This window comes from Singulisphaera photorubra (genome assembly GCF_045290345.1).
Taxonomy (GTDB): Bacteria; Planctomycetota; Planctomycetia; order Isosphaerales; family Isosphaeraceae; genus Singulisphaera.
This window is the reverse complement of the sequence record NZ_CP155447.1, coordinates 1,880,470-1,903,967: the sequence shown is the minus strand read 5'-3', so window position 1 is coordinate 1,903,967 and position 23,498 is coordinate 1,880,470. Positions and strand designations below refer to the sequence as shown.

Here is a 23,498-nt window from a genome sequence, read left to right as displayed (position 1 = left end):
GTTTTCCCAAAAAAAAATAACGGGAGGGGGGCTCATCGATGATCTCTCGCTTCTTCATCGACCGGCCCATCTTCGCGTCGGTTCTCTCGATCATCATCGTCCTGACCGGCGCGATCTCGCTGCTGACTCTCCCGATCGCGCAATACCCCCCGATCACCCCGCCCTCGGTCCAGGTTTCGATCAGTTACCCAGGCGCCAGCGCCCAGGTGGTGGCGGACACGGTCGCCGCGCCGATCGAGCAGCAAGTCAACGGCGTCGAGGGCATGCTTTATATGTCCTCACAGATGGGCAACGACGGTTCCTACACCTTGACGGTCACCTTCGATATCGGTACCGACCTGAACACGGCGCTCGTCATGGTCCAGAACCGCGTGGCGCTGGCCCTGCCTCAGTTGCCGAACTCCGTCCAGCAGCAAGGGATCACGATCAAAAAAAAGACTCCAGATTTGTTGATGATCGTTAGCTTCCGCTCGCCTGACGGACGTTACGACGACCTCTACCTGAGCAACTTCGCCACGATCTACGTCAGGGACGAGCTGCTGCGACTGGATGGGGTCTCGGACATCACCTACCTCGGCCAGCGCGACTACAGTATCCGCGCCTGGCTCGATCCCCAGAAACTGGCGGCGCGCAACATGACCGCCCTCGAGGTGGCGAACGCGATCCGGAGCCAGAACGTGGAGTCGGCCATCGGACAGATCGGCCAGCCACCGGCCGCGGCATCCCAGTCCTTCCAATGGCCGGTCGACACCCTGGGCCGGCTCACCGACCCGGACCAGTTTGGCGCAATCATCGTCAAGGTCGGCTTGAGCCCCCCCGCCCTGCCCTCCGCCGGAAGCCTGGCGCCTTCCCAGGGCAGCATCAGCGTGCCCACCGCTGTCATCCCGAGGCTCTCTCCCATTGTCGGGACGACCGGGGCGGGACCGTCGGCCAACGCAAACGTGCCCAGCCGCCTCGCTCCTCCAGGAGGAGCGACAACCGGACTCGACCCCACAACCAGTCAGATCCTGGTTTCCAATAGCCTGTTCGCAACGACGAACAGCGTGATCTCAGGATACGAACCGTTGAGCGTCTCCCCATTCGGAACCGGAGTCTTGGGAGGCGGGACCACCGGCGGAGGCGGGACCACCGGTGGAGGCGGAACCACCGGCGGGGGCGGGACCACCGGCGGAGGCGGGACCACCGGCGGCGGGTTGAGCGGGCTCTCGATCAGCACGGGGACGAGCCAGAACGCGATGGGCTCCGGGGCCGTCAACGGCACGATGATCGCCCCCGGACCACAGAGTCCGTCGACCAGCATCGTCCGGCTCCGCGACGTGGCGCGTGTCGAGATGGGGGCCCAAAACTACAATCAGTCTTGCACCCTGGACGGCCGGCCGTCGGTGGGCCTCGCCGTCCGCCAACTCCCGGGGACGAACGCGCTCGACATCGCCGAACGAGTGCGGCAGAAGATGGATGAGCTCAAGTCGCGGTTCCCGGACGGAGTCGAATACGGGATCTCCTACGACACCACACCGTTCATCCGGCAGTCGGTCGAGGAGGTGGTGCAAACCCTGCTCGAGGCGGTGGTGCTGGTCGGGTTGGTGGTGCTGGCATTCCTCCAGAATTGGCGGGCCGCGCTGATCCCGCTGGTCGCCGTGCCCGTCGCCATCGTCGGCACCTTCGCCGTCATGGCCGTAATCGGATTCTCATTGAATAACATCTCCCTGTTCGGCCTGGTGCTGGCGATCGGGATCGTGGTCGACGACGCCATCGTGGTCGTCGAAAACGTCGAGCGATGGCTAGAACAAGGCCTGTCGCCCCGCGAGGCCACGCGCAAAGCGATGGACGAGGTGACCGGCCCGGTCGTCGCGGTGGCCCTCGTGCTCTGCGCGGTGTTCGTCCCTTGCGCATTCATCAGCGGGATCACCGGCCAGTTCTTCCGGCAGTTCGCAGTCACGATCGCCGTCTCGACCGTCTTCTCGGCCTTCAACTCGCTGACGCTCAGCCCGGCCCTGGCCGCGATCCTGCTGAAGCCGCATGACGCCCCCAAGGACCCTCTGAGCCGAGTCCTGGACGCCCTGCTCGGCGGGTTCTTCCGACTGTTCAACCAGGTCTTCAGCGCCGCGACTGCCGGGTACTCCTGGGCGGTCGGCAAGCTCTTGCGGGTCAGCATGCTCGTCCTGCTCGCCTATGGCGGGCTGGTCGGCTTGACCTGCTGGGTCTTTCTCCATGCCCCCACCGGGTTCATCCCGGACCAGGACCAGGGGCGGCTCATCATCAACATCCAGCTCCCTGATTCCGCATCACTCCAGCGCACCGAAGCCGCCATGGCGCAGATCGAGAAGATCACCCGAGAGTCGCCGGGCGTGGCGCATACGATCAGCATCTCGGGCATGTCGTTCGTACTCTCGGCCACCGGCTCCAACTTCGGCTCGATGTTCGTCATCCTCGACCCGTTCGAGGCGCGGAAGAACCCCGACCGGCGCGATACGGCGATCATGGCCCGGCTGCGAAAGCGTTGGGCCCGAGAAGTCAAGGACGCCCAGGTCACCGTGTTCGGGGCGCCTCCGATCCCGGGCCTCAGCGTCGCCGGAGGCTTCAAGCTGATGGTCGAGGACCGGGGCGGCCTCGGTCTCCCGGACCTCCAGCGCAACACCGACCACCTGATCCGCCTGTTGCGGACCCGACCCGGTCTGGCCGGGATCTCGAGTCAGTTCCGCTCCAACACGCCGCAGCTTTATATGGACATTGACCGGACCAAGGTGGAATCCCTGGGAGTGTCGCTCAACGACGTGAATCAGACGCTCCAGATCTATCTGGGGTCGCTCTACGTCAACAGCTTCAACGAATTCGGCCGCTACTGGCAGGTGACCATCCAGGCGGAGGGCGACTACCGGGCCCAGGTCGAAAACATCAACCTGCTCAAGGTCCGCAACAAGTGGGGCGAGATGGTCCCGCTGGGCACCCTGGTCGCGGTCCGCGAGGTCGGCGGCCCCGTCTTCGTCACCCGCTACAACCTCGCCACCGCCGCGCCCATCACGGGCAACATCCTGCCCGGAACAAGCTCCGGTGACGCCATCAAACTGATGGACAACCTGGCTCTCGACGCTCTGCCTCGATCCATGAAGACGGAATGGACAGAATTGATGTTCATGCAAATCAGGGCAGGCAACACCGCGATGTACGTTTTCGGATTGGCGGTCGTCTGCGTCTTCCTGGCCCTGGCGGCGCTCTACGAGAGTTGGTCGCTGCCGCTGGCCGTGATCTTGGTGGTGCCGCTCTGCCTGCTCTGCTCGGTGGTCGGCGTGCTGTTGACTCACAACGCGGTCAACATCTTCGTGCAGATCGGCCTGGTCGTCCTTGTCGGCCTGGCCTGCAAGAACGCCATCTTGATCGTGGAGTTTGCCAGAAAGATGCAGCAGGAGGGCCGCCCTCGGTTCGAGGCGACCCAGGAGGCGTCGCGGCTCCGGCTCCGGCCCATCATGATGACGTCACTGGCGTTCATCCTCGGGGTCGTCCCCTTGGTGATCGCCGAAGGGGCCGGCGCGGAGATGCGCCGATCGCTGGGAACGGCCGTCTTTAGCGGCATGCTCGGCGTGACCCTGTTCGGCATCTTCCTCACGCCGATCTTCTTCTACGTCATTCAAGGGGTCGGCGAGACCCAGCTATTCGCGACCGGCCTAACGCGTGGGAACGTCTCCGCGGTGCTGGGCGGCCTGGGCTGCCTGGCTCTCATCCTTTTGCTCGGGCATCTCAATGTCGTTCGACCGACCTGGGCCCCCTTGGTGGGCGGCGGAGCGGGAATCCTTGCCGCGCTCCTGGTGCTCGAAAGACAGCGAAGGAACCGGATGACGCGACGCGCCCGAGGCCAAAGCCAAGGCCCTGCCGCGACTCCTGAGGTTGGGACACCGAGTGGAGGTCCACGGCCATGATCTCTCGCTTCTTCATCGACCGGCCGATCTTCGCCTCCGTCCTGTCGATCATCTTCGTGTTGGCGGGGGGCGTGGCGGTGTTCACGCTTCCGGTGGCCCAATATCCCGACGTCACCCCCCCGACGGTCCTGGTAACGGCCCTCTACCCGGGAGCCAATTCACAGACCGTGCGGGACACCGTGGCCGCCCCCATCGAGGCGCAGGTCAGCGGCGTCGAGGGCATGATGTACATGTCGTCGCAGTGCACCAATGACGGCGCCTATAACCTGACCGTGACCTTCAAGCTGGGCATGAACTCGGACATGGCCCAGGTCCTGGTGCAGAACCGGGTCTCGCTGGCGCAGCCGGTGATCCCGGCGTTGGTCCAGAGCGAAGGCATCAACGTCAAGAAGATGTCCCCGAACACGATGATGATCGTCAACCTGATCTCACCGGACGGCCGGTACGACAGCACCTTTCTCAGCAACTATGCGACGATCTACATCAAGGATGAGCTGGGCCGCCTCCCCGGCATCGCCGGGATCACCTACCTCGGTCAGCGCGACTACAGCCTGCGTGCCTGGCTTGACCCCGACAAGCTCGCAGCGCTCAATCTCAGCGCCGCCGACGTGGTCAACGCCATCAACCAGCAGAACCTCCAAGTCGCCGCCGGACAGATCGGTCAGCAGCCCGTCCCCAGGGGCCAGCAATTCCAGTTGACCATCAACACGCTGGGCCGGCTCACCGAGCCGGAGCAGTTCGCCGACATCATCCTCAAGGCCGGCCCGAGCATGCCAAGGACGCAGACGACCCTCGGTGTCTCAAACGGCCAGGTCGGCACTACCACTTCCGGCGAGCAACCGGCCCTGGGAGTCCCCCAGGCGGTGACGACGGGCATCGTCAGGCTCCGCGACGTGGCCCGCGTCGAATTGGGCTCGCAGCAGTACGACCAGTCTTGCACCCTGGACGGCCAGCCTTCCGTGGCGCTTTCGGTTTATCAACTCCCCGGTTCGAATGCCCTGGACACGGCCGCCGGGGTCTACGCCAAGGTGAAGGAGCTCAAGACCCGGTTCCCCGATGGGATGGATTATCGAATCGTATACGACACCACCCCTTTTATCAGCGAGTCTGTTTATGAGGTTTTCAACACGCTCCGTGACGCGGTGATCCTGGTGGCCATCGTGGTGCTGGTCTTCCTCCAGAACTGGCGAGCCGCCCTGATCCCCCTGATCGCCGTCCCGGTCGCGATCGTGGGCACGTTCGCCATCATGGCGGCCCTCGGCTATTCGCTGAACAATCTATCGCTGTTTGGCCTGGTGCTAGCGATCGGGATCGTGGTGGACGACGCCATCGTCGTCGTGGAGAACGTCGAGCGATGGCTCGAGCAGGGGCTGTCGCCACGCGACGCCGCCTATCGGGCCATGGAGGAGGTGACCGGGCCGGTCATCGCGGTCGCCCTGGTGCTCTGCGCCGTGTTCGTCCCCTGCGCCTTTCTCGGCGGGATCACCGGCCAGTTCTTCCGGCAGTTCGCGGTGACGATCGCCGTCTCGACCGTGATCTCCGCCTTCAACTCGCTGACGCTCAGCCCGGCCCTGGCCGCGATCTTGCTCCAGCCGGGCCACGCCCGCAGGGATCCCTTGACCCGGCTCCTCAACCTGCTGCTCGGCTGGTTCTTCCGCCTGTTCAACGCCGCTCTCGGTGCCGGCACGGCGTGGTACACGCGCCTGGTCAGTGGCCTGCTCCGGATGAGCGTCATTGCCCTGCTCGTCTACGGCGGCCTGCTCTTGGTGACATACTGGGAGTTCAAGCAGGCCCCGACGGGCTTCATCCCGCAACAGGACAAAGGGTATCTCCTCCTCAACGTGCAGTTGCCCGATTCCGCCTCGGTCGAGCGGACCCAGCAAGTCATGGCCCATATCGAAGCGCTGGCGCACGACACACCGGGGGTCGGCCACACGGTGGGCATCTCCGGCCAGTCGCTGATTCTGAACGCCAACGCGCCCAACCTGGGCTCACTGTACATCATGCTGAAGGAGTTCGCTCAGCGGCGAGGCCCCACATTGACGGCTGACGCCATCGCCGCGACCTTGCGTGAGCGCTGCGGGCGTGAGGTTCGCGGGGCCGTCGTGTCGGCGTTCGGAGCGCCCCCGATCGACGGCCTGGGCACGACCGGCGGCTTCAAGCTGATCATTGAAGATCGCGGCAATCTCGGTTTGGGGACCTTGCAGCGGGTCAGCGACCAGATCGTCGCGCGAGGCAACAAGACCCCAGGCTTACAGGGCCTCTTCAACAGCTCCCGGACCGATACCCCCTGGCTCTACCTCGACATCGACCGGACCAAGTGCGAAGCCCTCGGCCTGTCGGTCAGCGACGTCTTCAGCACCTTGCAGTTCTATCTAGGATCCTATTATGTCAATAATTTCAACGAGTTCGGCCGGACCTGGCAGGTGAATGTCCAGGCCGATCAGCAGTTCCGCGCGGGGGTTCAAGATATCCGCCAACTCCAGGTGCGGAGTTCTCAAGGGCAGATGGTCCGGCTCGGCACGCTCCTGTCCGCGCGCAACATCAGTGGGCCGGTGTCCGTGTTGCGATACAACATGTACTCCGCCACCGCCATCATCGGCAACACCGCGCCGGGGACCAGTTCAGGACAGGCGATCGCGCTCATGCAGGAGATTGCCGACAAGGAATTGCCCCGGTCGATGGCGTTCGACTGGACCGAGCTGACCTACTTGCAACTCCAGGCGGGCAATACCGCGATGTTCGTCTTCGCGCTCGCGGTCGTCCTCGTCTTCCTGGTGCTGGCGGCGCAGTACGAGAGCTGGTCGCTGCCGTTGGCCGTCATCCTGGTCGTGCCGATGTGCCTGCTCTGCTCGATCGTCGGGTTGAGCCTGGCGAAGATGGAAGTGAACATCTTCACCCAGATCGGCTTCGTGGTGCTGGTCGGCCTGGCCAGCAAGAACGCCATCCTCATCGTCGAATTCGCCAAGCAGAGGCAGGAGGCTGGTGAGCCGCGTTGCGAGGCCACCCTGGAGGCCGCCCGCCTGCGACTCCGGCCGATCCTGATGACCTCGCTCGCCTTCATCCTCGGCGTCGTCCCACTCGTCCTGGCCCAAGGCGCAGGCGCCGAGATGCGTCGGGCCCTGGGCCAAGCCGTCTTCAGCGGCATGCTCGGCGTGACCGCCTTCGGCATCTTCCTGACACCGGTCTTCTTCTACGTCATCCAAGGGTTTGGTGGCGTGAAAAACGAAAGCTCCACTTCCAATGCAAGCAAGCCAACGCCTTGAAGCGAGCCTTCTAAACTAACACATCATTCCAACACGTCTTACTCACAGGTAACATTTGTCGGCATAAGCTCTGTTGTTTGACCTGCCGCTTCTGCTCCCTTTCGAAGCTCTCCTGCCCAGTATGCACAACGACCCCGAGCGATTTCGCTCGGGGTCGCTTCGTTTCAGGATCCACCGACTCTCCGCTCAGCGGGGAATGAAAATCGGAGGGCGGCCGTCGCCAGGCCGGTTGTAGACGAATCCGCCACGGTTGAACCCGCCCGGATAGAAGCCCCCGCCCCACCCTGGGCGATAGCCACCGTACCCGTATCCCGGGCGGAACCCGCCAAAGTTGTGGCCGGGCCGAAAGCCATTGTTGTGATGGCCCCCGTTATGCCCACCCTGGTTGTGGTGCCCCGAATTGTGGCTTCCGCGGAACTCCCCCGCCTTCAGATCGGTCGCCACACCAAGGCAACCCACCGCGATCGCCATCACACCGAACATTTGGGCCGCCTTCTTCATGGCACGCATCGGATTCGACTCCTCGGTCAGCCTGCTCACTCGACTCGGGCGACTCGTCGTTCGATCGCCTCGTCACCCTTCTATCCGCAACGGGTCGGTCGAGCGTGCAACGGCTAGCCTGAGATTGGCAAAGCCGACGGCCTGCCCCTCGCATTGATCGGGTCTGAACCTGACCAGAGACTGATACCCCCTCCCCAGCACCAAGAGTCTGAGCGGGGAGAAGGGGACGATTCTCTTGCGTGACATCACCTCTCCGGCCAGTTGCCGCCCTCGTCCCTGGAATTCGGGTCCCGTCGCCTCGGCCGGCCGGTTGGACCGAGGCGGTGCGCTCCGTGACTCATCTCTTCTCTTGACTTACCATGGTTTCCGGCTCCGCATAGGGAGTCCGCTTGAGGCTTGCTGGATCGACCTCGTAGGACTGAATCTTCTGAACGTGCTGAAGTCGACCTTCTGAGACAAAGAGATCGCTTTCGGTCTCCACGGCGCCTGGTTTGGTCTTGTCCCCAGCCGCGAATAAATCATCGTAGCCGACCGTCGACTGCTTGATTTTCAGCCTGTCGCCTTCCAGCTTTACCTGGACAAAGTCCGCCCGTCCGCTCGAATCCTTCAGCGAATTCGTAATCACAGAACAGTAGCCGAGCAACTCTCCAGTGCTGGTTCGTTCCCGGATCTCGAATCGCTCAACGAGGGAACGATCTTTCGCAATGCTCGTCCCCTTTCTTGCCCCACTCTCATCAAGATCATAGTTGGCCTGCTTGATGTCGATGAGGAGATCGAACTTGAAGCCCCGCTCCGTTGTGGTGACGTTCGCGAACTTCAATGTGCGGGAGAAGTCCACTTCGAGCTTGCCGTTGTCAATCTTCGAGACGCTATGGTGGACCAGCGATTTCCCGAGCACTTCTCGCTTCAGGAAATCCAAGATTTTTGATCGCGCCCCGAGTGCGCCGTCGTCCGCGCGAGTTTGCTCGGACGAGACAGCAGCGATGGTCAGGACCAGAACCGCGAGCAGAGACTTCCGCATTCGCCACCCCCAACTAACGGCCGACTTTTTGAGATCACTCAGCGAGCCACGCCGCCCGAGCGGCAATGAATCCGAAACCGAATCCACCGCTACGGAGTGAGCCCGCTGCCAACTGAGATTGACCTTCCCCTCCGCCGGTTAGACCGACCCCGGGGAAAATCGTCGCCGCAACTCGTTGTTTATCCACACACTCGGGGGCAGTTCCTTGCGGGACGTCTGCCGAGTGGAGGAAGCTTGAAACACTCTGCGTAGAACTCAGGCCGCTCGATTGCCCGCTTCAGTCGGGGAGGATCGGCTCCGACTTGAGCTCGGAGTTGAACAGTTCCCCGACTGGCTGCGAAAAATCGGGAATCGGCAGGATATCTCCCTCGGGGCCCTTGGCCAATTGGTAGCCCTGATGGCGGATCGTCTGGACCAACCGGTTTCCCTCTTGTTTGAGCTTTCTCCTGGAGAGGAAGGCGCCAGGAAAAAGCTCGCCCCCTTGGCGAAAGAAGTTGTCGGTCCCTAAGCCGACGAGTTCAATGCCGTCAGCCAACCAGTTGACCCGACCGCGAAAGTAGGGTCGGTCGCGAAACTCCGGATCACTGTGACTCAACATGATGGTGTCGAAGAACCAGTCACCAGAGAGAGAACGCCTCAAATAGTATCGCATTGTCGAGTGATTCTGGAGCTCCCTCGACAGCGTCCGTTTCCCCCCCTCGCTCGAGTCGTAGATGGTTCGTTGCAGGCTCTCGATCGAGTCAAAGGTGATCAAGTCGCCCGAACGGACGGGGACTCCGTAAGTCATTATTCCTTTGCGGACGACAATGATCGGTTTCCCTGATTCCGGAGTCATCTGGGTCTCGTCGTCGTAGACGAACCGCCACTGTCGATTGTTATTCTTCAGGAAACGGCCCAAGAGTTTCTCCAATCGAACTTGGCCGTCGTCAACGGATTGCGGATTGCTGCCCTCCTCCTTGGCGTCTTGCACTTTATCTTGCACGCGTTGATAGACAGCGACTATGTTTCCCTCATCCTTGAGGTTGCTGGGCCGTTCCGTTTTCCGCTTCTCCGGATCCGCGAGAATCGCCAGACGCATCCCATCGACACCCATTTCATAAATCCCGACAACACATACGCCAGCGTCGTCAACCAAATCGATTTGCTTGGGCGTCTTCAGCGGATCGATCGTGATTTTTCGCTTGCTGAAGAATGTGCCACCTCTGGTGATCTCCTGAATTCCATTTTTTCTGACGATCAGAAAGTTCGCCCTGACTTCCTCCTCGTTGGGCTTCCCGTTTTCGATGTACCGGGTCAATCTCCACGTTCCATCAACCTCGGTCGCTGCAACCTTCTCGTGGCCGGCCCCTGCAAGGAATGGCATTGTGGTCAGGACCACTCCGACAAAGACCAATAGGGGTACTTCACGCATAAGCAATCCTCCTCACAATCGCCAACCAAACAAACACCAATCAACACAAAAATTCAATCTTAACCACATCGCCTCTCAGGGCTCGCTTGAGAAGCCTGACGAAGGGGAAACCTCAGCGACAGCGTTTCCAGACGAACCAGCCTGCCCGACTGTGGGAAAGACGTGTTCAGATCGCTACGGCAAACCGTGAATTGCCCCGCAAACGTGAGAGTGTTTTTCACGTCTCCAAAGCTTTGGTTGGTGGGGCAAGTCACCGGGCAATATCGGCGTTCACACAAAGTGATTCAAGGATACGCGGCGTCGAGCGAAGCAATGACTGATAGCGGCATGACCCATCTGAGCCTCGCGGTTTCATGCGGTGAAAATCGTGTGCTGTAGACATGCCCAAGAAGTAAGTTCTGCAGGGATCGGAAATTCGTAACAGGAATTTAGAAAGAATCGCGGCTTACGGGGTGAACTCGACCCACCTACCTGGGGTTGCCACTTTGCCGAGTGAACGCAAGTACCGACAGACGCACGAGATAGGCTCCCAGATTGCGCATCAGCCACCAAATTCGCACCTATTCCTCAGAATTGTGTGACCTTTCTAACCTGCGCGGCAGAACTAGATTTGAGTTATCAAGGATTGGGCGGTGCCGGCTTAAAACCTCAAGCTAGCGTTTCTCAGCGATACGGGTGCCACCGAGCGATGGCGACGGACGCCTGGGAATCATCAATTTGCCAATCTCCCACCTTAAAAGCGATACGTTCATTGCACTTTTGACCTTAGCACAGCAAACCAACCCTGCCGCATGCGCATACTTAAGCCATAGACCGACACATTACCAAATCTCAACGCGATCGACCGTGGAGTACAAGCGGCTGCCCCAACATAAAAAGCGCCTCGTGTCGAACTGCTCAATACATAATCCCACCTGTATTCATAATGCAAATTCAGCCTACCTGAGGGATGTCGCGTTCTCTTCCCGCCCACGTTGCCAGATCACGTAACATCCTCGTTCAGTTGTCGAATTCCGTCGAATCGTGGTTCTCTTTTTCGTTATTCGGTCAATATGACCGTTGATTCGGGAGGAATGTCGGGCAATGAGACTGATTATCTACGCTGCAGCGCTGAGCATTCTTGTTCTCTCGCCTCAGGAAATCAGCGCGGAGGATTCGAAATCAGGACCGAATGAACTCAAAGGCTCATGGAAGCTGAAATCCATGCACCGAAACGGCGACAAGCTGGAAGATAAACCGCTCGTTGTCACTTTCGACGATTGCAAGTTCGAGACAAGGTCGAACGGCAAATCGGTTGAGTCAGGTACAATCGAGATCGATATCAGGACAAAGGCAAGAAATTATGACGTGACGATCACAGGCGACTTCAAAGAAAAAGGCAATACCTACCACGGAATTTACAAAATCGCTGGCGATACTCTTCAAACATGCGTGAACATAAACCCCGGCAAAGATCGCCCCAGGGAGTTCGTAACAACGCCGGGATCAGGTCATCAGCTTATCATTTGGGAGAGAGTAAAGCCTTAACGTTCCTTGTGCACATGGTCGGCCGACGATATTGAACGGGGCTCAGCATCACGAAGTTCAGGCCCTATCCCCTCTGCGTTGGCCGCGGATACACGGTTCGATTCGGGTTTCGGCCTCGCGGACGAACTCACCTCGAGCAGTTTCATTGGGACTTGAGACACTGTCACCACGTTGCCTGGTTCTCCGCCCGGGCCCGTCAACCCGGTGCCGTTGCCACGGTGTCAATCGAGGTGGCGACAGTCTCGAACATTGCAGCTTCAAGCGGTCCCCCCCCCCCTCACAGAGAGCCAAACGGTGGATCCTGACATAACCACGTCCCCATCAAATACGAAAGCGAAGGCCGGAGGCGCGATGCCGACGGCGACCCTCGGGACGAGCGATCCAGCGCCAGAACTGGTCCGTGAGCTCGGCCTGACTGACGCCACGATGATCGTCATGGGTTCGATGATCGGGTCGGGCATTTTCATCACATCAGCGGAGTCGGCTCGTCTGATCGGTTCCCCGGGCTGGCTCCTGGTGGCCTGGCTCTTGGCCGGCCTGATGACGATCACTGGCTGCCTCTGCTGCGGTGAACTCGCGGCAATGATGCCCAAGGCCGGGGGCCAGTACGTCTTCCTCCGCGAAGCTTACGGTCCCTCGTTCGGTTTCCTCTTTGGCTGGGCCACGTTCCTGGTCGTTCAGACGGGGACGATCGCCGCCGTCGCGGTGGCGTTCGCCAAGTTCCTCGGCGTACTCGCGCCGGTCGTCGCATCGGACAATTACCTGATCTCGCCGCACTCCTGGGGCAACTATGCGATCAGCCTTTCGACGCAACAACTGGTTGCGATCGCCTTGATCATCGCGTTGACTGCGACAAACACCCGCGGCCTCAATGCGGGCAAGCTGATCCAGAACACATTCACTTTCACCAAGACGGCCGCCCTGCTCGGGTTGATCGTGATCGGCCTGACCATCGGCCTTAACCCCAAGGCAGCGGTCTGGACAGCGTCCTGGTGGCACCCGGCGCAGAATGGTTGGGATCCTGCGAAGGCTCAGCCTGGTTTCCGGGCCACGGGCGGCATCGCCCTGGCAATGCTCTTGGGGCGGGCAATGATCGGCCCGTTGTTCTCGCAGTCGGCCTGGAACAATGTCACGTTTACCGGGGGAGAAGTACGCAATCCCGGCCGCAACCTTCCTCGAGCTCTCATCATTGGCTGCGGAACGGTCGTCTTACTCTATCTGCTGGCCAACGTCGCCTATCTGGCCACGCTGCCGCTCGACCAGATTCAACGAGCACCCCAGGATCGTGTCGGAACCGCGGTCATGCATGCCGTCTTCGGCAGGGCGGGAACAATCGCGATGGCTGTCGCGATTCTGATCTCCACCTTCGGGTGCGTCAACGGACTCATCCTCGCCGGCGCCCGAGTCTACTACGCGATGGCTCGCGACGGCCTCTTCTTCGACCGGATCGGCACGACCAATCGCCACCACGTCCCGGCCGTCGCGCTAGTCGCACAATGCATTTGGGCCTGCCTGCTCGCACTTCCGGTTACCGTCACGATGAACCATGCCACCAACACACGCACATACGGCAATCTATACAGCCAATTACTCGAGTACCTCATTGCGGTCGACCTGATCTTTTACGCCCTGATGGTTGGTGCGGTCATCGCGCTGAGACGAAGAATCCCGGAGGCCGAACGACCATACCGCACGTTTGGATACCCGTTGCCTGCCCTCATCTATATCGGCCTGGCTGTGCTCATCGTGCTCGACCTGATCGTATTGGCCCCCGAAACCTCGGGCATCGGGGCACTGATCGTCCTGGCGGGCATCCCCGTTTATTTTGTGTGGTCGCGGACCGGCGGTAGTAGCCCGGCTATATAGCTCGCTGCAGCCGGAAACGCGACTTATGCAGCAATCTTGTAGATCAAGCAACCCTCTCACTCGTGTGGCACTTCGCGTTATCACAGATCACATGGATCTTGGTGTAGCGACGGAACCGAGGCCGGAGGGCGTCGAGGTAAGCCAGGAATTAGGCTGGGGCTCACCCCTATTGGGAACGTCCCTCAGGGCGCATCGCAAATCCGACCAGGTGATGGCCCCTGGACATGATGGGGCTGAACCTCGATTAGACAGGCAGGAATTTCACTTTCGCATCTTGAGAGCAATCTAATGCGTTTCCCCCGTTCGCTCCTCCCTGATAGCTCCAAGTCTCCCCGATCCCGGCGCGTGGGTCGTCAGCCGTCACTAGAGATCCTCGAAACCCGGGAACTGTTAGCCCTGACCCTCCAAGTCGACTACTCTCTCGATAAGACCGGGTTCTTCCAGGACACGAGCCGAAGAACCTTACTGGAAGGAACGCTCGGCGCCATCGTCGCTCGCCTTGGCGACACCCTCGCCGCCGTGCCCTCGAACACCTATTCGTTCGCGTACGGATCGGGCAAGACACCTTCGGTAACGACCAGTGTCGCCGCGAACACGTTGAAGCTCTATGCTTATGGCGCCCCGTTAGCCGCCAACACGGCCGGCACCGGCGGACCTCATTACTCGACTGGCGGGAATAAGTACCGGGGCCAGGCGAACGCCAACGATTTTGCGCCGAACCTGTCGTTTATGGAGTTCGACAACGACGGTTCCACCTCGTGGTTCTTCGGGTCAACGACCACGGGGGTGGACGATCGCGGTCGACCGGCCACGCTGATCGGCTCCGATCTCCTCGACTTCGTGTCGGTCGCCCGGCACGAATTCTTGCATGGGCTCGGGGTAGTCCGCGGGCAGCCGACCTACGACCGTCTGGTCAGCGGCACATCGTTCGTCGGCGCAAACGCGAAGCAGGCGAACCGCGGCAATTCGGTGCCTCTCTCCCCGAAGAGCCTCGGGCACGTCGCCGACAGTCTTCCCTCGCTGATGAACGTAGCCACGACCGCAGGCACCCGACCGGAGATGACGAACCTGGAGTGGGGAATTCTCAAGGACCTCGGCTGGAATGTCGTCGATCCGCCCGGCTTCTACCGGAATTGGGACCTATTTACCCAGGGTGCCGGTGGCGACGTGACGGTCCGGGTCATCCCGTCGCGCGGGGTCTACCTGATGGCCGTCGACGCCCTGGCGGGGGACGACCTCGAGATCCAGACGCGCGATGGCACGGCCTCGAGCGAGAAGGGAGTCGACACCTACCTCAAGCTCTTCGACTCCCAGGGCCGACTGCTGGTCCAGAACGACGATTCCGGCTCGTCGACCAAGTCGAAGCTGACCTGGCACTTCGATCGCGGCGGAACGTTCTACATCGGTGCGGGGACCTTCTCCCAGCGTAACTACACGCTCACGGCACCGCCTACGGTCACAGCCCCGAGCCAGGCATTCTACCTGACCGCCAAGCTCACCGGCCCGGCCGATGCCGAGCCCAACAACATCGTGACCGCGACCAAGCCGGTCGCGATCGGGCCCGGCGGTTTCGTGACGACGACGACCTTGCAAGATTTCGGCGACACCGATTTCTACGCCTTCGATGCAACCCAGGGCCACATCTACAACGCGAGGAGCTTCCTGCCCGCGGGTGGGGGCCTGGCCGGGGCCGCCATCCTCTCTTTCTACGACGCCTCCGGCAACAAGCTAGCGGGCATGCCTGGTGGGGATGACGACTCCGGCGGGGGCAGCCAATTCGGGCACACGGCCTTCACTGCGCCTCGGACGGCACGCTATTACCTGGCCGTTTCGCACTACGCCGGGGAGAGCACCATCGAGCCCAACGCCGGGAGTATCAGCGGCGGTTGGGGCGTCGCGACGTCCAATGGGGAGTATTCCGCGAGCGGCGAGCGCGAAGGCGGCAGCGACTACGCCCTACATCTGACCACTACCCCCCCGAGTAGCGGCGGTGGCGGCGGCGGTGGCGGCAGCGGTGGCGGTGGCGGTGGCGGTGGCGGTGGCGGTGGCGGTGGCGGTGGCGGTGGCGGTGGCGGTGGCGGTGGCGGTGGCGGTGGCGGCGGTGGCGGTGGCGGTGGCGGTGGCGGTGGCGGCGGCGGCGGCGGCGGTGGCGGCGTGGTCGGCACCGAGCCGATGGTTATCAGCACGGCTGTCACAAAATCGAGGAAGAAGGGACTGACGGCGATCCTCCTCCGCTCCAATGTCGATCTCGATGCGTCGTCGGCTGCGAGCCTCAGCCACTACTCCCTGAAGCAGGCCGGCAGAGACAGGAAGTTCGGGACCAGGGACGATAGGCCGGTCGGCCTGAGATCCGCCCACTACGACCTCGCGTCCCGCAGCATCATCGTGACGCTGGCCAGGGGCTACAAGACGAAGCAGAAGCTGCAGTTGTCCGTCACCACGCTGGTTAGTGCATTGGGAGTCGTCCAGCAAGGGAGCTTCACCGCCCGGTTCTGATCTCCCGGACTTTGCCCAATCACGACTGCACCCCGCTCCGGCGCGGCCGTCATCCAACGGCCTCGCCGATCGGGGACAAGGCAGGAAAGGGGTCAGGAGCCATAATGGTCATATCGGTTCCTGACCCCCTTTCATAGCCAATGCCACCCCATTGAAACCGCACCGCTAACCAAGAATTTCCAAACTGCCCCCACCTCCATAGCGCAAATCCCTTAAGGAGAACCAGACGAGAAGCCAGACACAAAAGGAGCATCGCTACAAACCAGAAAACATGCGGAATTGCATACCATCAAAATCACCAACTCCATTAAACTCAAAAATTTCATTACAATTATGCAATTCATTAATGCACATGAAAATTTCATTAATTTTAATTATTCAACAATCAGATTCAAAGCCGGGCCAATAATACCGGTTCGGCCTTAAGAGACAAGAGCGACTCGTCCGACCTGGCCAAGCTTGAGGACTTGTCGGATGAGCCACCAGATCCAAGACACGCCCACTATTGTTGAGCACCATCCGGAGCAGACGAACCATGTCCAGCATTATTCCCCGTTGGCGTCCGATTCATCCTCGTGAGCGCACCACCCCAAGATCCCGCCGTAAGTTCACGCTTCGGGACATGGAAGGGTTGGAGGTTCGCGTACTCCTGGCGATCTCCATCGCCGATGTTCCTACAAAACTAGTCGACCTGGGGACTCAACTCGAGAACCTTGCGAACCAGGCAACGTACGATCCACATCAATACACAATTGAGTTCAAGAAGGGAATCACGGAAGTTCTACTTCAACCTACCGCGAACTTCATTGACCAGTACAACCCTATCCCGGACGGCGTTCAAGACTTCCTCAACACTGATGTGCATCCAATCAAGGCAATCTTCACTGCCTCGGGCCAGGGTAACCTGAGCGCAGCCCCAGCCGATCTCATTAAAATCAACGGTCAAACGTTGCGCGATACACTGGGAATCTTTCTGGACACGGCCGAACTCAAGAACGAGGTCAACAAGGCTCTTGAGTCCGAAACGAATGCGGCATTCGACAGCCTCTTTAATATCGTTGAAAACACATTCAGCATTAACCTCCCACTCCTCGATATGTTCCCGGGCGACTCGATCCCGAAGGCTCAAGCCCAGAGCCTCGCGGCGATTCTGAAAACCGGTAAGTTGCCCGACAACACTCCTTTCGGGAGCTATGTCAGCTATGCACTGACATCCGGCGGTGAGACAACGGTATTCTCAACACCCGAGATCCCGGTTCCCGGGCTGGCAATCGATCTGGGGGTTGCCAAAGGCGGTCTTTTCCTTCAAGGGGATATCAAGGCCAGCTACGCAGCAAGTGTTGTCATTAACTTGGACATGTCTGGCCTCTATTTTACTCCGCAGAAGGATTCGAACGGCAACTCTGTCCCTCTGCTCACACTTGGCCTGCCAATCTCGATCTCGGGAAAGGCCAAGATCGATTTTCTCAACCTCGCAAACGTAAGTTTCGCCTCGGCTACGCTCTCGATCACTGGCTCGGCGTCCATGAATCTCGTGGACCCCGATTCCGACGGAAAAATCACCGCTCAGGAGATTCTAGGGGCGGGTTGTTTCTACGATGTTACGGGAAGCCTTAACTGGGGTCTCAGCGCATCTGTTGACAACCCAACATACGTTGACACCTATTTCGGAAGATACGGAATCGGCCCCGACCCGCTCTGGAGCAGTTCTGCCGGTGGCAATCTGTTTCAATTCGAGTTGGCCTCGTGCGATCCCGCCGTCCAGAAGCAAGCGCAGGTCGCATTCCTCTCCAATGGCATTCTGACCATTGACGGAACGGATTCGGACGACGTAATCGCGGTAACACAAACCGCCGACAAATTCTATGTCTCCAAGCTCAAGGTTGGCAACGTCCAAGCTCAGGTTGTCAGCTTCAACCTGACTGACGTGGTCGGCATCAAGATCAACGCAAAGAAGGGGAACGACCTCGTCTCGATCGCGGCCAACATTGTCATTCCGGCGTCGGTACAAGGAGGTGCGGGGAACGACTCAATCTACGGAGGCAGCGGCAACGACCTGCTGATGGGTTTTAGTGATCAGGAGTCAGATACGACTTCCGACCGTGACTATATTTCCGGCGGGCTGGGAGATGACATCCTCATCGGAGGCGGTGACTCAGACACGCTCCTGGGCGGCGGAGGCAATGACCTACTCCAAGGCGACGACGGAGATGACTATCTCGATGGCGGCGACGGCAATGACGTCTTAATCGGTGGTGACGGCAATGACTCCCTGATCGGCGACACGGGGAGTGACAGCCTCCTCGGCAACGATGGCGACGATACACTTCTCGGAGGCGACGGCGACGACACGCTCGACGGAGGAGCAAACACCGACTCCCTCGTCGGCGGCGACGGCAACGACTCGATCAAGGGCGGCGCGGCTACCGACACGACCAACGATACCCTGCTCGGTGGAGACGGCAACGATACGCTCGTCGGCACGGCAGGGGACAATTTCCTCAATGGCGGGGAGGGCGACGATAGCCTCCTCGGCAATGACGGCAACGATACGCTCGAAGGAAATGCAGGCAACGATACCCTCATCGGAGGCAACGGTACCGATAGCCTCGTCGGAGGGGCGGGGAACGACCGGCTCATAGCGGGAGTCGGCGTCAGCGACATCACCGCCGACAACGATACGCTTGTCGGAGAAGCGGGCAACGACGTCCTCATCGGGAACGGCGGCAATAACCTGCTCGACGGCGGGGACGGAGACGACACTCTGTCTGGCGGTTCCGGCAACGACCGCCTCATCTCAGGCACCGGCATCAACTTTATCAGCGACGGCGAAGGTGATGACCTCATTGACTACACCCTGAACGCCGTTGCCGTTGTCTTCACAAGTCAAGGAGGCAATGACACAATCCTCGGCACCGCATTCGACGATACTCTCACCGGCAGCGAGGGTAACGACCGGATCGAAGGACGAGGCGGTAGAGACACAATTACAGGTGGATCCGGCCACGATACTCTGCTCGGCGGCGATGGCTCCGACACCTTCGTCTGGAACCATTCCGACAACAACGGACTTATTGAGTTTGATATCATCGAGGGCGGCGAAGGGACCGACATCGCCGTCATCAACGGCGCGGCGGTCGGCGACGCATTCACAGTTAACCCCAACGGGGCACGCGTCAAGTTCGATCGCACGAACCTCGTCCCGTTCACACTCGATATCGCAGGTATCGAGCAGATGAACATCAACTCGGGTACCGGGGCCGATACGATCGCCGTGGCCGACCTGACCGGGACCGAGCTCAAGTCCTTGAAGCTCGACCTGGGGACCGGCGACGGCGTTCAGGACATCGTCAAGATCGACGGCTCAAGCCTCGCCAACGACATCGCGATTACCCAGGCCGGCCCGGCGCTCGACGTCAGTGGCCTGTTCGCTCGGTTCTCGATCACCGGTTCAGCGGCGGGAAGCGACGTCCTTCAGGTCCGCGGACTCGGCGGCGATGACCGGATCAAGGCCGATTCGGGGGTCGAGAACTCCATCGGCATTCAGCTCGAAGGGGGAGCGGGGAACGACTTTCTCTCGGCCGACGCTACCTTGCTCGGCGGGATCGGCGATGACACGCTGATCGGGGGCATCGGCCCCGACGTCCTCCTGGGCGGCGCAGGCAACGACTCGATCGTCGGCGGGGAAGGTGATGACCTGCTGCTGGGTGACGCCGACGGTACGGGCGTGGGCGCCTCGTTCGCGGTCGTCGCGATCGCCAGCGGCCACGGCAACGACACGATCGACGGCGGCGTGGGCAACGATACGCTCAACGGCGACCTCGGCAATGACAGCCTGCTCGGTGGCGACGGCAATGACCTCCTCGGGCCGGTCACGGTTGGCGGCGTCGCCTTCGCCGACCCCGGCAACGACACGATGAGTGGCGGGAACGGCAACGACACGATCAATGGGGACGCGGGTGACGACTCGCTCTTCGGCGATGCAGGTGATGACTCGCTGCTCGGGGGAATTGGCAACGACTCCCTCTTCGGCGGGGACGGCGGCGACACCCTCTTCGGCGAAGCCGGCAACGACTATCTCGTGGGTGAGGTGGGCAACGACTCTCTCGACGGCGGCGACGACGACGATGCCCTCGACGGCGGCGACGGCGAGGACACCCTGCGCGGCCAGGCGGGCAACGACCTGATCCTCGGTCGGGGCGGTAATGACCTGATCGTCGGGGCCGATGGCAACGACACCCTCTCCGGAGGCGACGGCAACGACACGATCAACGGCGGCGCGGGGAACGATTACCTCGCCGGCGACGCCGGGAACGACGCGCTCGACGGGGGGGAAGACGCCGATACCCTCGACGGCGGCGACGGGCAAGATACGCTGCTCGGCCAGGGGGGCAATGACCTGCTCCTGGGCATGGCCGGCAACGACTCGCTCCTCGGAGGCGACGGCAACGATACGCTCAATGGCGGGGCCGGCCAGGACACGCTGCTCGGCCAGGCAGGCAATGACCTGCTCCTGGGCATGGCCGGCAACGATAGCCTCAACGGGGGAACCGGCAACGACTCGCTCCTCGGAGGCGACGGCGCTGATACGCTGGTCGGCGAGCTCGGCAATGACGTGCTCCTGGGCGAGGCGGGCAACGACCTCCTCGTGGGCGACAACGGTGACGACTATCTCAACGGAGGCGACGACAACGACTCGCTCTACGGCGGCCTCGGGAACGACTCACTCCAGGGGAGCCGGGGCGACGACCTGCTCCATGGCGGCGATGGCAACGACATCTTGACCGGCGATGACGGCAACGACGCCCTCTTCGGTGATGCGGGCGACGACCACGTCTACGGCGGCGATGGCAACGACACGATCCGCGGCGGCGACGGCAATGACACGCTCGTCGGTGACGCGGGCGACGACCAGATCCTCGGCGAAGCGGGCCATGACTTCCTCCTGGGCATGGCCGGCAATGACTCGCTCGACGGGAGCGCGGGCAACGACACAATCTCGGGAGGCACCGGCAACGATACGATCACGGGCGGAGACGGTGACGACCGACTCCTCGGCGACGAAGACGATGACGTCATCCTCGCGGGGGCCGGCAACGACACCGCACAAGGCGGGGCGGGCAATGACCAGATCTGGGGCGACGCGGGCGATGACTTCCTCTACGGCGACGACGGCAACGACACGATCGTGGGCGGCGACGGCAACGAGGTCATCCAAGGCGGGGCCGGCAACGACCTCCTCTTCGGAAACGCCGGCAACGACCAGATCCTCGGCGGCTTCGGCGACGATTCGATCTACGGCGGAACCGGCGACGACACGCTTCACGGCGGGAACGGGATCCCGAACGTTCCCCACAGCGTCCGCGACACCACCCTGCCCGACGACGGAGCCGACGTGATCCTCGGGGGCGATGGCTTCGACCAGGTCGACGGCGGCACCGGGAATAACCTCCTGGATGCCGGCGACGACGGCATCGCCGAAACGGTGCTGGCGGGCCACGGCAACGACATCGCCTTCGGCCACTGGGATCACGACGGTAACCGTGACACCGCCGGGCTCGACGGCGGCTACAACCGCATCTATGTGCAAGGGAGCCTCATTGAGCCGGACCTGCCGGCCGAGACGACCGCGGTAGCGACATTCACCGTGTTCATCCAGCCACCGACGGGCCGTTACATCGAACAGCCCGGCGACGGACGGACGTACCTCAACAATCCGCTTCCCCCCACCGCCGTCAAGCGGATCACTCAACCGCCCCGGTTCACGGGTCGTGGAGCCTTACTTCGCAAACTTGCCGCCCAGGCAGCCAGGACAAACCAGATCGTGGGGCAAAGGTTGACCAAGTAAGGACTGACTTACTGGCCCCACTCTCGACATAAGTCCGAGAGAAACTCAACGATCACCACGGGACTCGTACCGCCCCAAGCCCTTGTTTCAGGGAATTCCCCTGCTCCAAGTCGGCTTGGGGCGATCGCGATGGAGCCTCGGCAGGACGGGGCGGTAATCAGGCACGTCGACGGTCCAATCCGAGCGAATTTTTCAAGGCGGGTGTCAGTTCCCTGTCTGCTTGGAGAGAATAGTCGACGATCATGGGCCGTGCCCGTTTTACAACACCGGAGAGGCGGATTGACACCCACCCCACAAAAACCACAAATCCACCAACTCCAATAATATACTTTCACAATTAAGCATCCAAGGCATTTGGCGTCTTTTTAATGAATATCATCTTCACCCACCAGAACTTTCCAGCTCAGTTCGGCCACATCGCCCGGCACCTCGTTCGCAAGTTGGGATGGAGTTGCACGTTTCTCTCGAAGGTCGCGCCCGGCGAGGACTCGGGGATCCGGAAGATCCAATACCAGACAGCGGGGGGTGCCCGGGGGACGAACCACTATTGCAGCCGCACGTTTGAAAACGCGATCTGGAGCAGTCACGGCGTCTATGACGCGTGCAAGGCCCACCCGGATCTCCGGCCCGACCTGATCGTCGGACATAGTGGGTTCGGCTCGACCTTGTTCCTCTCCGAGCTCTACCCCGGCGTCCCTATTATCAATTATTTCGAATATTTCTATCATTCGCACGGTTCCGACCTGGACTTCCGGCCGGAATCGCCGCCAGGGGAACTCGATCGGTTACGCTCTCAGGCACGTAACGCGATGATTCTGCTCGACCTCGTCAATTGCAAGGCCGGGTATAGCCCGACGGAGTTTCAACGCAGCCTCTTCCCGAGCGAGCTACGATCGAAGATCGACGTGATTTTCGATGGCATCGAGACCGATCTCTACTGCCGCCGCGAGGGGGCGCCGCGCCGGATCGGCGGCCGGGAGATCCCCGCATCGACCCGGATCGTCACCTACGTCAGCCGCGGGTTTGAATCGATGCGCGGGTTCGATATTTTCATGCGGGCCGCCAAGCGAATTTATGAGTCGTACCCCGACGTCTTGTTCATCGTCGTCGGCAGCGACCGGATCTGCTATGGCGGCGATGAGAAACGAATCAAGCACAAGAGTTTTCGCGAGCATGTGCTTGCCCAGGAAAACTACGACCTTTCCAAATTCGTGTTCACCGGGCTCGTCCCCGCGTCAACGTTGGTCGATATTCTCAGCCTGAGCGACCTTCATCTCTATCTGACCGTGCCTTTCGTCCTCTCCTGGTCGCTCATGAACGCCTTGGCCTGCGGTTGCACGATCCTGGCCTCGGACACCGCCCCGGTCCGCGAGATGATCGTCGATGGAGAGACCGGCCTGCTTGAGGATTTCTTCGACGTGGACGGCTTCGCGGCACGAGCGCTCGACGTCCTTCGTGATCCCGCTTCCTATCGCCACCTCGGCCTGCAAGGCACCGATTTGATCCGCCGCCGCTATGCGCTGGACGTCACGCTCCCTCGCCTCGTGGAATTATTCGAGCGGGTGACCAACAGACCCCCTTGATGCCACCCGCTCGGCATCGACGGCGTCTGCCCACGGAGCCCGGCAAGTGGGCTCCTGATGAACCG

10 protein-coding genes are annotated in these 23,498 nt (G+C 61.1%); 7 read left to right on the top strand and 3 right to left on the bottom strand.

From position 1 onward, the window contains the following. Positions 1–38 precede the first annotated feature (38 nt). Both V5E97_RS07420 and V5E97_RS07415 read left to right on the top strand, forming a co-directional pair. The gene (locus V5E97_RS07420; RefSeq protein WP_406698684.1) at positions 39–3,914 is read left to right on the top strand and encodes an efflux RND transporter permease subunit; all 3,876 of its coding nucleotides are present in this window, start codon (positions 39–41) and stop codon (positions 3,912–3,914) included. Continuing rightward, on the top strand, positions 3,911–7,180 hold the full coding sequence (locus V5E97_RS07415) for an efflux RND transporter permease subunit (protein WP_406698683.1): 3,270 nt from the start codon (positions 3,911–3,913) through the stop codon (positions 7,178–7,180). Before V5E97_RS07420 ends, V5E97_RS07415 begins: the two co-directional genes overlap by 4 nt. Positions 7,181–7,366: 186 nt before the next feature. Here V5E97_RS07415 and V5E97_RS07410 read toward each other — a convergent pair whose 3' ends face one another. The 3 genes from V5E97_RS07410 to V5E97_RS07400 all read right to left on the bottom strand — a co-directional run bounded on the left by V5E97_RS07410 (position 7,367) and on the right by V5E97_RS07400 (position 10,113). Further along, positions 7,367–7,690, bottom strand: a complete 324-nt coding sequence (locus V5E97_RS07410; RefSeq protein ID WP_406698682.1) for a hypothetical protein — start codon at positions 7,688–7,690, stop codon at positions 7,367–7,369. A 328-nt stretch (positions 7,691–8,018) separates the two neighbouring features. Next, a complete protein-coding gene (locus V5E97_RS07405) occupies positions 8,019–8,702 on the bottom strand; it encodes a hypothetical protein (protein WP_406698681.1) in 684 nt (227 codons plus the stop codon). A gap of 277 nt (positions 8,703–8,979) precedes the next feature. Continuing rightward, positions 8,980–10,113: a hypothetical protein gene (locus tag V5E97_RS07400; RefSeq protein ID WP_406698680.1), complete on the bottom strand. Its 1,134-nt coding sequence runs from the start codon at positions 10,111–10,113 to the stop codon at positions 8,980–8,982. 1,083 nt (positions 10,114–11,196) lie between these two features. Here V5E97_RS07400 and V5E97_RS07395 point away from each other — a divergent pair. From V5E97_RS07395 to V5E97_RS07375, 5 genes are all read left to right on the top strand, one after another. After that, positions 11,197–11,640, top strand: a complete 444-nt coding sequence (locus tag V5E97_RS07395; protein ID WP_406698679.1) for a TIGR03067 domain-containing protein — start codon at positions 11,197–11,199, stop codon at positions 11,638–11,640. A gap of 351 nt (positions 11,641–11,991) precedes the next feature. Beyond that, positions 11,992–13,506, top strand: a complete 1,515-nt coding sequence (locus V5E97_RS07390; protein ID WP_406698678.1) for an APC family permease — start codon at positions 11,992–11,994, stop codon at positions 13,504–13,506. Between the two features lie 288 nt (positions 13,507–13,794). After that, entirely contained in the window at positions 13,795–16,002 is a 2,208-nt protein-coding gene (locus V5E97_RS07385; protein ID WP_406698677.1) for a hypothetical protein, read from the top strand. A gap of 535 nt (positions 16,003–16,537) precedes the next feature. After that, entirely contained in the window at positions 16,538–21,850 is a 5,313-nt protein-coding gene (locus V5E97_RS07380) for a hypothetical protein (RefSeq protein ID WP_406698676.1), read from the top strand. 368 nt (positions 21,851–22,218) lie between these two features. Continuing rightward, positions 22,219–23,433, top strand: a complete 1,215-nt coding sequence (locus tag V5E97_RS07375; RefSeq protein WP_406698675.1) for a glycosyltransferase — start codon at positions 22,219–22,221, stop codon at positions 23,431–23,433. Positions 23,434–23,498: the final 65 nt, after the last annotated feature.

Coding starts and splice junctions, on each gene's coding strand:
- V5E97_RS07415 (WP_406698683.1), top strand. CDS start 3,911: ATGATCTCTCGCTTCTTCATCGACCGGCCGATCTTCGCCTCCGTCCTG.
- V5E97_RS07385 (WP_406698677.1), top strand. CDS start 13,795: ATGCGTTTCCCCCGTTCGCTCCTCCCTGATAGCTCCAAGTCTCCCCGA.
- V5E97_RS07375 (WP_406698675.1), top strand. CDS start 22,219: ATGAATATCATCTTCACCCACCAGAACTTTCCAGCTCAGTTCGGCCAC.
- V5E97_RS07420 (WP_406698684.1), top strand. CDS start 39: ATGATCTCTCGCTTCTTCATCGACCGGCCCATCTTCGCGTCGGTTCTC.
- V5E97_RS07395 (WP_406698679.1), top strand. CDS start 11,197: ATGAGACTGATTATCTACGCTGCAGCGCTGAGCATTCTTGTTCTCTCG.
- V5E97_RS07390 (WP_406698678.1), top strand. CDS start 11,992: ATGCCGACGGCGACCCTCGGGACGAGCGATCCAGCGCCAGAACTGGTC.
- V5E97_RS07400 (WP_406698680.1), bottom strand. CDS start 10,113: ATGCGTGAAGTACCCCTATTGGTCTTTGTCGGAGTGGTCCTGACCACA.
- V5E97_RS07380 (WP_406698676.1), top strand. CDS start 16,538: ATGTCCAGCATTATTCCCCGTTGGCGTCCGATTCATCCTCGTGAGCGC.
- V5E97_RS07405 (WP_406698681.1), bottom strand. CDS start 8,702: ATGCGGAAGTCTCTGCTCGCGGTTCTGGTCCTGACCATCGCTGCTGTC.
- V5E97_RS07410 (WP_406698682.1), bottom strand. CDS start 7,690: ATGCGTGCCATGAAGAAGGCGGCCCAAATGTTCGGTGTGATGGCGATC.